At 74.5% G+C, this 14,440-nt stretch carries 11 protein-coding genes; 3 read left to right on the top strand and 8 right to left on the bottom strand.

What is annotated here, in order from left to right; genetic code table 11:
* Position 1 precedes the first annotated feature (1 nt).
* Both ACZ466_RS35365 and ACZ466_RS35360 read right to left on the bottom strand, forming a co-directional pair.
* On the bottom strand, positions 2 to 892 hold the full coding sequence (locus ACZ466_RS35365) for a carbohydrate kinase family protein (protein ID WP_378290981.1): 891 nt from the start codon (positions 890 to 892) through the stop codon (positions 2 to 4).
* Complete coding sequence (locus tag ACZ466_RS35360; RefSeq protein WP_378290979.1) at positions 889 to 1,779, bottom strand: BtpA/SgcQ family protein; 891 nt, start codon at positions 1,777 to 1,779, stop codon at positions 889 to 891. Before ACZ466_RS35360 ends, ACZ466_RS35365 begins: the two co-directional genes overlap by 4 nt.
* Before the next feature lie 147 nt (positions 1,780 to 1,926).
* Between ACZ466_RS35360 and ACZ466_RS35355 the strand changes: the two genes are divergently transcribed.
* Both ACZ466_RS35355 and ACZ466_RS35350 read left to right on the top strand, forming a co-directional pair.
* Complete coding sequence (locus tag ACZ466_RS35355; RefSeq protein ID WP_378290977.1) at positions 1,927 to 2,988, top strand: LacI family DNA-binding transcriptional regulator; 1,062 nt, start codon at positions 1,927 to 1,929, stop codon at positions 2,986 to 2,988.
* Positions 2,985 to 4,088, top strand: coding sequence for a M20/M25/M40 family metallo-hydrolase (locus tag ACZ466_RS35350; RefSeq protein WP_378290975.1), 1,104 nt, complete (start codon positions 2,985 to 2,987; stop codon positions 4,086 to 4,088). The genes ACZ466_RS35355 and ACZ466_RS35350 overlap by 4 nt, the downstream gene beginning before the upstream one ends.
* Before the next feature lie 22 nt (positions 4,089 to 4,110).
* Here the strand turns inward: ACZ466_RS35350 and ACZ466_RS35345 are convergent, their stop codons facing one another.
* The gene (locus ACZ466_RS35345) at positions 4,111 to 5,898 is read right to left on the bottom strand and encodes an ATP-binding protein (RefSeq protein ID WP_378290973.1); all 1,788 of its coding nucleotides are present in this window, start codon (positions 5,896 to 5,898) and stop codon (positions 4,111 to 4,113) included.
* Positions 5,899 to 5,951: 53 nt separating this feature from the next.
* Between ACZ466_RS35345 and ACZ466_RS35340 the strand changes: the two genes are divergently transcribed.
* Positions 5,952 to 7,274 carry an SDR family NAD(P)-dependent oxidoreductase gene (locus tag ACZ466_RS35340; RefSeq protein WP_464041804.1) on the top strand — a complete coding sequence of 441 codons (1,323 nt, stop codon included), beginning with the start codon at positions 5,952 to 5,954 and terminating at the stop codon, positions 7,272 to 7,274.
* Here the strand turns inward: ACZ466_RS35340 and ACZ466_RS35335 are convergent.
* From ACZ466_RS35335 to ACZ466_RS35315, 5 genes are all read right to left on the bottom strand, one after another.
* Positions 7,264 to 8,856, bottom strand: coding sequence for a hypothetical protein (locus ACZ466_RS35335; protein ID WP_378290966.1), 1,593 nt, complete (start codon positions 8,854 to 8,856; stop codon positions 7,264 to 7,266). The genes ACZ466_RS35340 and ACZ466_RS35335 overlap by 11 nt on opposite strands.
* Before the next feature lie 91 nt (positions 8,857 to 8,947).
* On the bottom strand, positions 8,948 to 10,333 hold the full coding sequence (locus ACZ466_RS35330; protein ID WP_378290964.1) for a DUF2201 family putative metallopeptidase: 1,386 nt from the start codon (positions 10,331 to 10,333) through the stop codon (positions 8,948 to 8,950).
* Between the two features lie 165 nt (positions 10,334 to 10,498).
* A complete protein-coding gene (locus tag ACZ466_RS35325) occupies positions 10,499 to 12,148 on the bottom strand; it encodes a solute symporter family protein (protein WP_378290962.1) in 1,650 nt (549 codons plus the stop codon).
* Positions 12,145 to 12,489: a DUF485 domain-containing protein gene (locus ACZ466_RS35320; protein ID WP_378290960.1), complete on the bottom strand. Its 345-nt coding sequence runs from the start codon at positions 12,487 to 12,489 to the stop codon at positions 12,145 to 12,147. Before ACZ466_RS35320 ends, ACZ466_RS35325 begins: the two co-directional genes overlap by 4 nt.
* Before the next feature lie 217 nt (positions 12,490 to 12,706).
* Entirely contained in the window at positions 12,707 to 14,440 is a 1,734-nt protein-coding gene (locus tag ACZ466_RS35315) for a sodium/solute symporter (protein WP_378290958.1), read from the bottom strand.

Here is a 14,440-nt window from a genome sequence, read left to right as displayed (position 1 = left end):
TTCATGCGGATCCCTCGGCGCGGGTGAGAACGTCTTCGACGGCGGCGCGGGACGGCAGCCCGTCCCGGGCGCCGGGGCGGGTGCACGACAGCCCGGCGGCGACGGCGGCGAACCGGGCGGCCGCCACCGGGTCCGCGCCGCGGTCGAGTTCGGCGGCGTAGGTGCCGGCGAAGCAGTCGCCGGCGCCGGTGGCGTCCACGGTGGTCACGCTCAGGGCCTGCCCGTCGCGGCGGGCGCCGGACGGGGTGAGCAGCGTCCAGCCGCGCGGGCCGTCGGTGACGAGCAGGTGGGTGCCGTAGGACGCGGCGGCCCCGGCCAGTTCGGCGTCGCCGCCGAGCAGGGCGGCGGCCTGGGCGCGGCCGACGACGGCGTGGTCGGCGACCTTCAGCGCGGCCCGCACGGCCTCGGCCGTGTCGGCGCCGTCGAGGTCGACCAGCACGCGGAACGGCACGCCGCCGTCGAACGCCGCCGCCGCGTCGGGGAAGCGGTAGCCGTCCAGGTAGAGCAGCCCGGCCCCCGCGCGGGCCGCGGAGCGGACGACCTCGGAGACGCGGGCGGTGCCGAGGTCGTCGTCCTGGCTGATGATGGACCGTTCCCCGTCGGGGGTGAGCAGGATGACCGAGGTGGTGAGGGCGCCGGTGCGGGCCGTCCAGGAGACGTCGACGCCGTCGCGGGCCAGCGCGTCCAGGAACGCCGCGCTCAGCGGGTCGTCGCCCACGACCCCGGCGAAGCGGACGGCGGCGCCCACGCGGGCGGCGGCGGCCGCGGCGTTGGCGCCCATCCCGCCGTCGCCGCGGTCCATCCGGGTGGCCTGGACGCGGTCGCCGGCGCCGGGCAGCGCGGGGACGCCGACCGTCAGGTCGCTGTTGGCGTAACCGCAGAACACGATCACGGAAGCTCCGCGCCGGCCCTGCGGGCGGCCTCGGTCAGCTCGCGGACCTTCGCCGGGTCGACCCGGCCCCACCAGCGGCCGTTGTCCTTCACCGAGGACGCCACGATCACGCCGTCGCAGGCGGGCAGCAGCCCGCCGATGTTGGCGGCGCTGATCCCCGAGCCGATGATCACCGGGAGGACGGTGTTCTCCGCGATGCCCGCGACCTCGTCCAGCGCGGCGGCGTCGCCGGTGCGGGAGCCGGTGGCGATGAGCACGTCGGCGTCGAAGAACTCGGCGTCCTCGGTCTGCTCGGCCAGGGTGCGGTCGGCGACGATGGCGTGCGCGCCGTGCTTGACGTGCACGTCGGCGAACACCTTGACGGGCTTGGCGCCGATCCGGCTGCGGTAGCGGGTGGCCTTGGCCGACTGGCCCTCGATGATGCCCTCGTTGGCGACGTAGGCGTTCGCCCACTGGTTGACCCGGACGAACCCGGCGCCGGCCGCCCAGGCGGCGGCGATGGAGCACTCGGCGGCGTTGGACAGCACGCTGACGCCGACACCTCTGCCCGCGCGGTCCCCGGCAGCCGACTCGCGGACGCGGTCGGTCACCACGGCCATCGCCGCGGCGGTCTCGTAGCCGTGCTCGCCGGGCTTGAGGAAGGGGATGTCCCAGTGGTTCTCCACGATCACGCCGTGGCAGCCGTTGCCGAGGTAGCCGCGGGCCTCCTCGACCGCGAACGCGGCGATCTCGTCCAGCGGGACGCCCTCGTAGTGCGGGCTGCCGGGCAGCGGGGGCAGGTGGACGGCGCCGATGACCGCCTTGCCCGTGCCGAACAGCTCCCTGATCGCGTTCGGCTTGGGCGGGAAGACGCCCAGCGTGCGCCCGCTTCCCGTGGTCTCGGTCATCCGCTGCTCCTGTTGCTGTAATCGATTGCAGTCGAAGTTTGAATGAACCGTAGGTATATATCCGCAGGCAGTCAAGGCTCTATACTCACGTCAAGCCGGGTCAAGCGGTAAATATCTCGGTGCGTGTTGTTTCGGGGAGGTAAACGATTGCAGCAGCGTGGCGGGAACGGAGGGCGCGTCACGATCGCCGAGGTCGCCGAGCGCGCCGGGGTGTCGACCGCGACGGTGTCGCGGGTCCTGTCGGGCCGGGGCCAGGCGTCGGCGGAGATGCGCCGCCGCGTGCAGAAGGCCGCCGACGATCTCGGCTACCGGGTCAACTCCATCGCCCGCGCCCTGCGCAACAGCCGGACCGACACCGTGGGCATGGTCGTCCCGAGCATCACCAACCCGTTCTTCACCTCGCTGGTGGAGAGCGTCGAGCACGCGCTGGGCCGGGAGGGCAAGGAGCTGTTCCTGTGCGACGCCCAGTCCGACCCCGAGGTCGAGGCGCGGCGGCTGGCCTCGCTGGTGGCGCGCAACGTCGACGGCATCATCGTCAGCCCCAGCCACGGCACCGCCAGCGGACCGGCCGTGCAGGAGACCGCCGACCGGCTGCCGCTGGTGCAGCTCGACCGGTTCGTCGGCGGCACCGACACCGACTGGGTGGGCGTGGACGACATCGCCGCGATGCGCCAGGTCGTCGACCACCTGCACGAGGGCGGCGCCCGCTCGGCCGCGTTCGTGGGGTCGCGGCTGACCAACTCCTCCAGCGAGCAGCGGCTGGAGGGCTTCCGCCGCCGCGCCGCCGACCTGGGCATGGCCGTCCGGGACGCGTGGATTCTGCTGGACGACTACACGGTCGAGTGGGGTGAGGCCGCCGTCGCCGAGCTCGCCGCCGGTTCGCCCGGCGGGCCGCCGGACGCGATCGTGTGCGCCGACGACCTGATCGCGCTCGGAGTCACCCGGGCCTGCCGGGCGCACGGGATCGACGTGCCGGGCCGGGTGCAGGTCACCGGGTTCGACAACATCGAGTTCGCGCGGCTCGGCGAGCCCGCGCTGACGACCGTGGACCAGCCCCGCGACCGCATCGCCGCCGAGGCCGTCCGGCTGCTGGCCGCGGCCGCGGAGGCCGCCGCCGGCGGCGACGCGGCGCCGGGCTCCCGCGCGCACATCGCGCTGGTCCCCCACCTGGTGGTCAGGGACAGCACCCGGGCGGGAGGCCCGCGATGAGCGGCGTCGACCCGGTGGAGCTGGCGCGGCGGCTCGTCCGGCTGGACACCCGCGGGGGCGGGGAGCGGCGGGCGGCCGACCTGCTCGCCGACCTCCTGGACGGCGCCGGGTTCGAGGTGCGGGTGGACGAGCCGGCCGACGGCCGCGCCAACCTCCTCGCGCGCCGCGTCCCGGACGGCGCCGCACCGTCCGCGATCACCTTCACCGGGCATCTGGACACCGTCCCGGCGCGCGCCGGGGAGTGGTCGTTCGACCCGCTGAGCGGCGAGATCCGCGACGGACGGCTGCTGGGACGCGGCGGCAGCGACATGAAGGCCGGGATCGCGGCGCAGGTCGCGGCGGCCGTGCGCGCCGCCCGGGAACGCCCGGAGGCCGCCGGGCCCCAGCTGGTCTTCACCTTCGGCGAGGAGACCGGCTGCGACGGCGCCGCGCTGATCGACCCCGCCCTGCTCGACCCCGCCGGGCTGCTGCTGGTGGCCGAGCCGACCGGCAACCGGATCGTGCTGGGCCACAAGGGCGCGCTGTGGCTGCGGGCGACGGCGCGCGGAGTGTCCGCGCACGGCTCGCGGCCCGAACTGGGCCGCAACGCGATCGCCGCGCTGGCGGGCGCCGCGCTGCGCGTGCACGGGCACGACCGCTGGCCGGCGAGCCCCACGCACGGCAGGGCCACGGTGAACGTGGGCACCTTCCACTCGGGCGTGCAGCCCAACCTGGTGCCCGACCGCGCCGAGATGCTGCTGGACGTGCGGACCGTCCCGGGGTTCGGGTCGGACGAGGCGGTCGCGGAGATCTCCCGGCTGTGCGGGCCGGACGTGGAGCTCGAGCGGGTCATGGACCTGCCGGGCGTGGCCACCGATCCCGCCGCCCCCGGACTCGGCGCGGTGCTGGAGACCCTGGTGCCGGGCTCGTCGGCGGAGCCGCCCTCGTACGCGACCTACTTCACCGACGCCTCCGTGCTGACCGGCCGGCTCGGCGGTCCCGCCGTGGTCGTGTACGGTCCGGGCGACCCCGAGCAGGCGCACGTCACCGACGAGACCTGCTCGGTGGCCAACATCGAGGCGTGCGCGGAGGCCCTCCTCCGGCTGCTGCTCACCCGGTAGCGCGCCGCGTCACCGGGCGGCGTCACGCGCCGGAGACGAAGACGTCGGTCCAGAACCGCTGCCGGTCGGCGTCGACGCCGACCAGGTAGGTCGCCTTGAGCTTGGGCGGCAGCAGCGGCGCGAGCCGCGCCGCCGCCTCCCGGTGCTCGCGCAGCTGCGACAGCTCGGCGTTGGCCAGGACGCGGTGCACGACGTCGGTCGCGTCCGAGCCCTCGGGCCCCTCCTCGCGGGCCGCGCGCAGCCGCCCCTCCCAGCCGTCGAGGTCGGCGGCCAGCTCCCGCAGCCCGGTGACCGGCCGGCTCGCCAGCCGCGCCTCCAGCTCGCCCAGCGGCACCGGCGCGTACTCCCCGTCCCCGAGGTAGATCTTGGCGACGTCGAGGGGCAGGCCGCGGCCGTGCAGCCGGATCAGCCGCTCCAGGGTCCGCTTGGTCATCCACTGCCGGCCCTCGTCGTCGATGTCGTTCTTCCACCACTCCAGCACGGTCTCGGCCGTCGCCCCGTAGCGGGCGATCAGCCACTCGTTGGCCGGGATGTCCTCCGGGTCGATCTCCAGCGACACGGTGAACCGGGACGCCTGCGCGATCGAGTTCCGCGCCACCAGCAGCTTGCGGCCGAGGTGGTACGGCGGGTTCTGCAGCGCGATCTGCGCCCGCAGCCCCTCGATCCGGCGGCCGGCCAGCGACCACTCCTGGGTGATCTCCATCAGCCTGGCGAAGGCGGCCTTGTCCTTGGGGCGGTTGTACTCGTCCCAGACGATCGCCTTGTCGCCGGACCCGGTGAACGGCGCGGCCAGCAGGTTGTCGAGCGTGCCGTCGAGCGTGGGCACCGGCGCGCACAGGTCCTCCACGTTGGTGACCGGGAGCGAGAAGTACAGCGGGTCGATGCCCAGCTCCTCCCGCATGACCTCCTTGACCACCTCGGTCTTGCCGCAGCCGGGCGGCCCCTGGACGAGCACCGACCAGCGGCGCTCCAGCGCCGTGCGCACCACCCGCCGCACCGCGTCGGGCAGGTGCCCGGGGTCGGGCGCGTCCGCCCCGGCGCGGCGCAGCTCCTCGGCGATCCGGCCGAGGATCTCCGGGGCCCGGTCCTCCCCCGGCCTCCCGTCCTTGCCGGGCGCGGCGAGCGGCAGCCGCCGTCCGTCCACCAGCGGCAGCCCCCAGGCGAGCGGGAAGCCCTCCAGCGCGCAGTCCAGGACGTGCTCCAGCGTGCGCGGCGACAGCAGCCGGCGCAGCTCCGCCGGAAGCGACGCCCACACCCGGAACACCCCGGCCAGGTCCACCCCGCGGAATTTGCGCGACAGCGCCGCCCGCCACGCGGTGTCGGCGGCGGTGACCCGCAGCGTGGCCATCCGGTCCAGGATGGCCAGGTCCGAGCGGCGCGCCCCGGTCTCGTCCCGCGACTCGTTGTCGGTGAGGAACACCCCGACGCAGCCCAGCGCGCGCAGGTCGTGCTCGCCGAGCGTCCAGTCGCAGGCGACCTGCATCAGCTGCGACTGGATGGTCGCCCCGGCCTGCAGCGAGTCGTCGATGAGCAGCACGAACGGCTTGCCCGGCCTGAGCTGCCGCATGATCAGCTGGCGCAGCACCAGCTCGCCGTCCTGCCGGACCGGGGCGTTGACCAGCAGGTCGTCGGGGGTGAGGTTGGCGGCGGGCACGTACACCAGCCGCACCCCCTCGTGCGCCCGCCGGACATGGTGGAAGAACGTGGAGGTCTTGCCGATGCCGTGGTCGCCGAAGACCTGCCCGGTGATGCCCAGGCCGATCATCGTGTCGATGAAGTGGGCCAGCCGCGGCCCGTCCGGCATGCTCATGGATCAAGTACAGCGGGTGAGGGCGTCCGGGATCACCCGATTTAATGGCACGCATGCGTGACGACGATGTGCGGACCTGCCTGCGCGTCCTGGAGGAGCTGGCCACCGCGCCCGACGGCGACCCCGACCTGGAGCGGGTGCGGAAGGCGGTCTCCGCGTTCGTCAAGCGCAACCGCGGGCGGGACCGGGCGCTGGAACGGCGCCGCCGCGCCGCCGCCGACGCCGCCGTCCTGGCCGGAACCGCCACCGGCGCCACCGACCGCGAGGAGGGCGCCCCCCTCGCGCCGCCGGACGCGGCGCGGACGGCCGTCGTGCGGGCGCGCACGCCGCTCGGCGGGCTGCTGAGCTGCTACGTCTGCAAGGCCCACTTCGACGAGGCCGACGCCTTCTACCACCGGCTGTGCCCGCCGTGCGCCGAGGAGCACCACGAGCACCGGCACGCCCGCGCCGACCTGACCGGGCGCCGCGCGATCGTCACCGGCGGGCGGGTGAAGGCCGGGTTCGAGCTGGTCCTGAAGATGCTGCGGGACGGCGCGTCCGTCACCGCCCTCACCCGCTTCCCCGCCGACGCGCGCCGCCGCTTCGCCGCGGTGCCCGACCGCGGCGACTGGTGGGACCGGCTCACCGTCACCGGCATGGACCTGCGCGACATCCCCGCCCTCGTCCGCTGGTGCGACGAACTGAACGCCGCCGGGGAACCCCTCGACATCCTCGTGAACCTCGCCGCGCAGACTCTGCGGCACCCGCCCGAGTCGTACGCCGCGCTGCTGGAGGGCGAGGGCGCCGCGGCGCCCGCGCTGGCCCCCGCCGCCTCCGCGTCCGTCCCGCTCCTCCCGGTCGCCACCCGGTCCGGGACGGTGGACATCGCCGGCCTCCTGCCCGACCCGTCCCCGGACAACTCCTGGACCCGGCTGGTGCACGAGATCGACCCCATCGAGCTCCTGGAGGTGCAGCTCATCAACGTCACCGCCCCGTTCCTGCTGCTGGGACGGCTGCGGCCGCTGCTGGAGCGCTCCCCGCACCCGCGCCGGTACGTGGTGAACGTCTCCGCCGTCGAGGGGCAGTTCGACCGCCACCACAAGGGCCCCGAGCATCCGCACACCAACATGGCGAAGGCGGCGCTCAACATGCTCACCCGCACCAGCGCGTCCGAGCTGGCCGGCCGCGGCGTGCACGTCACCAGCGTCGACCCGGGCTGGTTCACCGACCAGCAGCCCGCGCCCGACCGGGAGCGCCGCGCCGCCGCCGGGTTCCGGCCGCCACTGGACGTCGTCGACGCCGCGGCCCGGATCTACGACCCGATCGTGCGCGGCGAGCGCGACGGCGACCCGCCGCACGGCTGCCTGCTCAAGGACTACCGGATCGCTAGCTGGTGACGGCGCCCGCCGTCACGATCAGCTTGCGCAGCGAGCCGACGAAGCCGTCCTCCAGCAGCTTCAGCGCCACCATCCACGCCTCCGGGCGGCCGCCCAGGTGCTCGTGGACGTGCTCGGCCAGCCGCAGCAGCACCCGCGGATCGGGCAGCCCGCCGTCCGAGGGGGCGAGGAGCGGGTCGGGGTCCGCACTGGACAGGACGTCGTCGGCGGTGAGAAGACCGCTCCGCCGCCGCATCATCTCCGCGACCTCCGGCCCGTAGGCCAGGCCCGGGTCCCAGTGCGGCCGCCGTCCCGGGTCGCGCAGCCGCCGGAACCGGCCGTGCCCGGTCTCCTCCACGAACGGCGGGGTCAGCGTCACGTCGCCGGACCGGCCGAGCAGCGTCCTGATCGCCGCGGTGCCGCGCATCCCGGGCAGCCACAGCGACCCGGCGACGACGTCCAGCACCTCCTCCGGGACGGTCTCCACCACGAAGACGGGGGTGAGGGTGCCCGCGACCAGCCCGTTCCCGACGACCTTGAGCAGCACCTCGGCGCCCGGCCGGGCCCCCATCGCGCACAGCGCGGCCAGCACCTCGGGGGCGGGATCGGCGACGAAGACCGCCAGTTCGGGATGGTCCTCGACCAGCCGCCGCACCAGGTCCACGGGGACGTCGGTGCGCCTGGCCATGAACCTGGCGGCCCGGTACGGGAACGGCCCCTCCGCCGCCCGGCGGCGCGGCTCGTCCTCCAGGACCGCGTTCCAGTCCACGCGCGGGATGGAGGCGTGGCGGCGGTTCACGACGGTGGGGACCAGCGGGCGGCCGGCGCGCCAGGGCTCGCAGCCGTCCAGGTCGGCGATCTCGGCGACCGAGCGCAGGAACTCCGGCCGGCGCACCCGCTCCGACACCTCGCGCAGCCGCCGCGCGCCCTCGTCGCTGGTGACCGCCGCCTCCGCGTAGGCGAGCACGCTGGGCTCCGACTTCTCCGGCCCCCACTTGAACGCGGGCAGCCGTCCCTGCTCCACCAGCGCCGCTAGCTCAGCGTGCCGCCCGGCGTCCAGCAGCGTCCGGCAGGCCCGGACGGCGCCGTGCGGGTCGGCGCCCGCGCCCAGGAACCACAGCATCTTCTCGGCCAGGTCGGGATCGGCCGCGTACAGCAGCGCGTGGTCCAGGGGATCCTGCGCCCGGTGCCCGGTCGACAGCAGCGTGCGCAGCTCGGCGGGCAGCGGCCGCGGCGTGACGCCGTCGCGGCGCGAGGTCTGGTGGGCCAGCTGGCGGCGCAGGTTGCGCGGGATGCGGGCCAGGCCGGCCTCGGCGGTCAGCAGCTCCCCGTTGACCTCCGGGTCGTCCAGATCGAGCAGCCGCCCCAACAGGCCGGGCGGATCGTCGTGCAGCAGCGCCTGCTCCACCAGCAGGGTGAGGTCCTTGGTCCTGCCCCGCCGCAGCATCGCCTCCATGACCACCCGGTTGGGCGTCCCGTGACTGTGCAGGGCGTGCGGGACATGGCCCGGCGGGAGGAGGCCGAGCAGCTCGCCCATCTCGCCGGGGGTGGCGAAGCGCAGCAGCCCCGCCGTGCAGCGGGCGATGTCGCGCGCCCTGGTCATCGTCCGGCCTTGGTGTGGATCGCGCTGGGGGGACATGAGGCGACACCGTACTGAAACCGCAGCGAACGCGCGACGCGTTACCCGCGACGTCTCAGCCGGGCGGCCGCACCCGGTGGCAGGCCATGGGCGGGTCGCGCCGCTCCGGCCACTCGTCGCCGCCCGGCGTGATCAGCCAGATCCACCGGTCCGGGTCGGCGGGCGCGATCGGCGGGGCGTGCCCGTCGGTCACCACGATCACCGCGTCCGCGGGCTCGGCCCTCGCCTCGACGTGCCGGCGGAGCGCCGCGAAGCTGGTGCCCCCTCCCCCGCGCAGCGGCTCCCCCGGGCGGAACGGCTTGACGGCGGCGTCGAAGGCCACCCACTCGGCCTCCACCCCGTCGATCCGGCCGACCAGCTCGCCCAGCCACCGCACCACGCCGTCCGGCATCGACCCGGAGGTGTCGAGCGCGATCACCAGCGCCTTCACCCGCCGCGGGCCCTGCCGGGACAGCATCGGCTCGTGCCCGAGCGCCGCGAGCAGCGCCCCGCGCTTCTTGGGGTAGGCGAGCCGCTCGCCCTCGCGCAGCTTCGACCCGAGCACGTCGACCAGCCACCGCTGCCACCACTCCACGCGCCGCGTCCGGACCGTCTCGCCGCGCAGGGCGTGCGCGCCGAGATCACCCCACACCCGGTCGACGCTCTCCGCGGCGCCCCCCGTACGGCCGAGCAGATCGAGCAGTTCCCGGCGGGCCGTACGGTCGCCGCGGCGGGCCGCGAGCAGGACGCTCCGCAGCACCTCGTTCCCGATCCGGTCCACGGTCTCCTGGTCGAGGACGCCCCCGCCGGTCCCGTCCAGGGCCACGTGCACGCAGATCGCGTCCCCCGTCCCGGGCGGGTTCCGCATCCGTCCCAGCTCGCGGTAGACGCTCAGGTCAGTGTCGGCCCACTCCTCGTACCGGAGCGGCTCCAGCCCCTGCTCCTCAAGGTCCTTGACATAGAGCCCGTGGACGCGCCGGGGGTCGACCCCGACCCGCTCCCCCTCCAGCTCCGGCAGGCCGCCGCCGAGCCGGGCGAGGGCGACGTGGTTGATGGTGACCTCGCACGCCAGCGTGAACACGGGGTCGGCGCGCAGGCCGGGATCGGTGAACAGGTGGCGCTGCACGATGTGCCGCGCCTCGTGGAAGAGCACGAACCGCACGCCCGCCTGCCCGATCCCCGCGAAGAAGCCCGGGTTGTAGAGCAGCAGGCAGGTGCCGTCGCCGGAGGCGAGCACCGCCGCGGTGTCCACCGCCGTCGTCGGGATCTGGTGGTGGCACTTGCTGTAGAGCCAGGACGCGATGGCGCTGTGCGACATCCCGAGGTCGAGCAGCGCCCGCTCCTTGAGGCGGCGCGCCTCGTCCACCACGTCCTGGTCGGCGGGCGCCCAGCGCTCCAGCGCCCGCCGGTCGGCGAGCTCCACCAGGGGCGCCCGCACCCGGTCCCGTTCCCCGTACGCCATGGCACCCCAGCCTCCCCGCAAACCGCGCGGGACTCCAGATGTTTTCCGGGCGGCGGGGCCGCCGGGCAAGGGGGCGGCCCCGTCCCAGGGCGGAGGGACGGGGCCGTTGGCCGCGCGGGTACCGGGCGCTGGGTGGACGCCGCGCGGACCGTCAGCGAAGGGCCGTCACGGCCCTTTCTTCACCGGCGGGGCCGGCGGGGGCGGCGTGGCCGGGCCGACGCCCTCCGCGCCCGCCCCGGTCAGGGAGCGGACCTCGATCTCCGCGTACTTGGCCGCGTTGTGCTCCTTGCTCAGCACGGTGCCGAGCCACCCGCACAGGAAGCCGAACGGGATGGAGACGATGCCCGGGTTCTCCAGCGGGAACCAGCTGAAGTCCGCCCCGGTGAACAGCGCCTTCTCCGAGCCGGAGACGACCGGGGAGAACACCACCAGGAGGATCGCCGAGCCGAGGCCGCCGTAGATGGCCGACACCGCGCCGGCGGTGTTGAACCGCTTCCAGAACAGGCTGTAGAGGATCGCGGGCAGGTTCCCGGACGCGGCGACCGCGAACGCCAGCGCGACCAGGAACGCCACGTTCAGCCGCTGGGCGTAGATGCCGAGGACGATCGCGACCGCGCCGATGACGAAGGCGGAGATCCGCGCGACCCGGACCTCGTCGCGCTCGCTGGCCTTCCCCTTCTTGATCACGTGCGCGTACAGGTCGTGCGCGAACGACGACGAGGAGGCCAGGGTCAGCCCCGCCACGACCGCCAGGATGGTGGCGAACGCGACGGCCGCGATGACGGCCAGCAGGATCGTGCCGCCCGCCTCGCCGAAGACCCGCTCCCCGATCTCCTGGGCGAGCTGCGGCGCGGCGGTGTTGCCCGCCGGATTCTCCGCGGCGATCTCCTTGGTGCCCACCAGGGCGGCGGCGCCGAAGCCCAGCACCAGCGTCAGCAGGTAGAACGCGCCGATGATGCCGATCCCCCACAGCACCGACTTGCGGGCGTCCCGGGCCGTCGGGACGGTGTAGAAGCGGATCAGGATGTGCGGCAGCCCGGCCGTGCCGAGGACCAGGGCCAGGCCCAGGCTGATCAGGTCGAGCTTGCCCGACAGGCCCTGCGACTCGGTCGCGTACCGCAGGCCCGGCTCGAGGAACTGGCCCGACTTGCCGCTCTGCTCGGCCGCGTCCCGCAGCAGGGTGGAGAGGTTGAAGCCGAACTTGCCCAGGACCAGGACGGTGACCAGGGTCGCGCCGCCCATGAGCAGCACGGCCTTGACGATCTGCACCCAGGTGGTGCCCTTCATCCCGCCGACCACCACGTAGATGATCATGAGGGCGCCGACCAGCACGATCGTGGCGCCCTTGGCGAACTCGCTCGTGAACCCGAACAGCAGCGCCACCAGCGCGCCCGCGCCGACCATCTGGGCCAGCAGGTAGAAGATCGACACGGCGATGGTGGAGACCCCGGCGGCGGTGCGGACGGGCCGCGGGCTCATCCGGAACGCCAGCACGTCGGCCATGGTGAAGCGGCCCGAGTTGCGCAGCAGCTCGGCCACCAGCAGCAGCGCCACCAGCCAGGCGACCAGGAACCCGATCGAGTACAGGAATCCGTCGTAGCCGTACAGGGCGATCAGGCCGGCGATGCCGAGGAAGGAGGCGGCCGACATGTAGTCGCCGCCGATCGCCAGGCCGTTCTGCACGCCGGAGAACGAGCGGCCGCCGGCGTAGAAGTCGGTGGCGTCCTTGGTGTTCCGGCTGGCCCGCACGGTGATGACGAGGGTGGCGGCCACGAACGTCAGGAACAGGACGATCGCCAGGGTCTCGTGGCTCATCGGGCGTCCCCCGCGCTCTCGGCCTCGACCGCGGCGCGCACCTGGTCGGCGAGCGCGTCGAGGCTGCGCTCGGCGTGCCGCGCGTACAGCCACGCGATGAGGAAGGTCGACACGAACTGCAGCAGCCCGAACACCAGCGCCACGTTGATGACCCCGACCACCTGCGTGCCCATGAAGTCGCGCGCCCAGCCCGACAGCACCACGTACAGCAGGTACCAGGCCAGGAACGCCGCGGTCATCGGGAAGGCGAAGCGGCGGAATCTGCGCCGCAGCTCCTGGAACTCGGGACTGCCCTGGAACCGTTCATAGACGGAGCCGGGGGTGCTCTGCTCGACGGACACGAGCCCTCCTCAGTTGTGACGCCGGTCACGCGCCACCGTAGGAGCCGGGCCGGGCACGGGCGAGGGGTGCGGCGCGGGGCTGCGGCCAGGCGCCGCTCACCGGCGGCGATCCACTCGTCGCGTCGACGAACGGTCCTCCTGGCACGGTGAACGGTCGGGATGATCCAGGACACCCCCGGGCATACCGGTCTCCGCCCCTTCGACGTGCCGGCGCGGCTCAGACGCGCTTGGGACGCCACGTGCCCCGGTCGACGTCCAGTGACTCGGGGGTGTGCAGCCGCACCATCATCCGCCCCACCCCCGGCGGCACCCGGCCCGGTGTGCACCACGACACGACGATCATCACGGCGAACGCGACCGGGACCGTCCAGGCCGCGGGCTGGGCCAGCAGCGCGCCCGCCAGCCCGTCCGGCGGCCCCGCCGCGATCGTGACCGCCACCGCCGCGCCCGCCAGCGTCCCGCCGGTGACCAGCCCGGCCAGCGCGCCCGGCACCGTCAGCCGCCGCCACCACACCCCCAGCACCAGCAGCGGGCAGAACGTGGACGCCGCCACCGCGAACGCCAGCCCCACCACGTCCGCCACCGCCAGCGAACGGGCCGCGACCGCCCACGCCAGCGGCACGACCAGGGCCAGCAGCGTGGCGGCCCGGAACGAGCGGACCCCGCCGCGCAGGATGTCCTGCGCCAGCACCCCGGCCACCGACACCGTGATCCCCGAGGACGTCGACAGGAACGCCGCCACCGCGCCGCCGGTCACCAGCGCGCCGAGCAGGTCGCCGCCGAGCCCGCCGATCAGCCGCCCCGGCAGGGTCAGCACCACCGCGTCGGTGCGGCCCGTCATCAGCAGCTCGGGCGTGTAGAGCCGGCCCAGCGCCCCGTACAGGGCGGGCAGCAGGTAGAAGGCGCCCAGCAGCGACAGCACCATCACGGTGGTGCGGCGCGCCGCCCGGCCGTCGGGGTTGGTGTAGAAGCGCACCAGCACGTGCGGTAACCCCATGGTGCCGAGGAAGGTGGCCAGGATCAGCGAGTACGTGGCGTAGAGGGAGTGGTCGCGGCCGGCCAGCGGCATCGCCCACTCCCGGTCGGTGCGCGACGGCGTCCCGGTCACGTGCGGCACGTCGGCGCCGGGCGGGAAGGTGAGCGCGGTGTCCTTGTCGACGCGGTGCGGCCCCGGCGCCAGCACCAGCGCGTCGCCGTCGTGGGCGCGGCCGTCCACCCGGCCCTCCGCGGTGACCCGGACGGGCGTGACGACCTCCACGGTGACCGCCGCGCCGACCGAGACGGTGGTGCGGTCGGCGAACCGCGGCGGGGCGTCCCGCGACGACAGGCCGGGCGCGCCGTCGTACCGCCACGCCAGCAGCAGGAAGACCAGCGGCACCGCCAGCGCGGTCAGCTTCAGCCAGTACTGGAACGCCTGCACCATGGTGATGCTGCGCATCCCGCCGGCCAGCACGTTCACCGCCACGACCACCGCGATCAGCACGCCGCCCGTCCACACCGGCGCGCCCGCGACCGTGCGCAGCACCAGCCCGGCGCTCTGGAACTGCGGCAGCAGGTACAGCCAGCCGATCAGCACCACCAGCACGCTGGTGACGCGGCGGACCGCCATCGACTCCAGCCGCGCCTCGGCGAAGTCGGGCAGCGTGTACGCGCCGGAGCGGCGCAGCGGCGCCGACACCAGGACCAGCAGCACCAGGTAGCCGCCCGTCCAGCCGACCGGCAGCCAGAGCATGTCGGCGCCGTAGGCCAGGATCAGCCCGGCGATGCCCAGGAACGAGGCCGCCGACAGGTACTCGCCGCCGATCGCCGACGCGTTGCGCAGCGGGCTGACGGTGCGGGAGGCGACGTAGAAGTCGGAGGTGGTGCGGGACATGCGCAGCCCGAGGGTGCCGACCAGGACGGTGGCCAGCACGACCAGCACCACCCCGGCCAGCCCGTACGCGGCGGTCAT

Source organism: Actinomadura rugatobispora (assembly GCF_055379765.1).
This window is presented reverse-complemented; position numbering and strand designations above follow the sequence as displayed.

Coding starts and splice junctions, on each gene's coding strand:
- ACZ466_RS35360 (WP_378290979.1), bottom strand. CDS start 1,779: ATGACCGAGACCACGGGAAGCGGGCGCACGCTGGGCGTCTTCCCGCCC.
- ACZ466_RS35350 (WP_378290975.1), top strand. CDS start 2,985: ATGAGCGGCGTCGACCCGGTGGAGCTGGCGCGGCGGCTCGTCCGGCTG.
- ACZ466_RS35345 (WP_378290973.1), bottom strand. CDS start 5,898: ATGAGCATGCCGGACGGGCCGCGGCTGGCCCACTTCATCGACACGATG.
- ACZ466_RS35340 (WP_464041804.1), top strand. CDS start 5,952: ATGCGTGACGACGATGTGCGGACCTGCCTGCGCGTCCTGGAGGAGCTG.
- ACZ466_RS35335 (WP_378290966.1), bottom strand. CDS start 8,856: ATGACCAGGGCGCGCGACATCGCCCGCTGCACGGCGGGGCTGCTGCGC.
- ACZ466_RS35330 (WP_378290964.1), bottom strand. CDS start 10,333: ATGGCGTACGGGGAACGGGACCGGGTGCGGGCGCCCCTGGTGGAGCTC.
- ACZ466_RS35325 (WP_378290962.1), bottom strand. CDS start 12,148: ATGAGCCACGAGACCCTGGCGATCGTCCTGTTCCTGACGTTCGTGGCC.
- ACZ466_RS35315 (WP_378290958.1), bottom strand. CDS start 14,440: ATGACCGCCGCGTACGGGCTGGCCGGGGTGGTGCTGGTCGTGCTGGCC.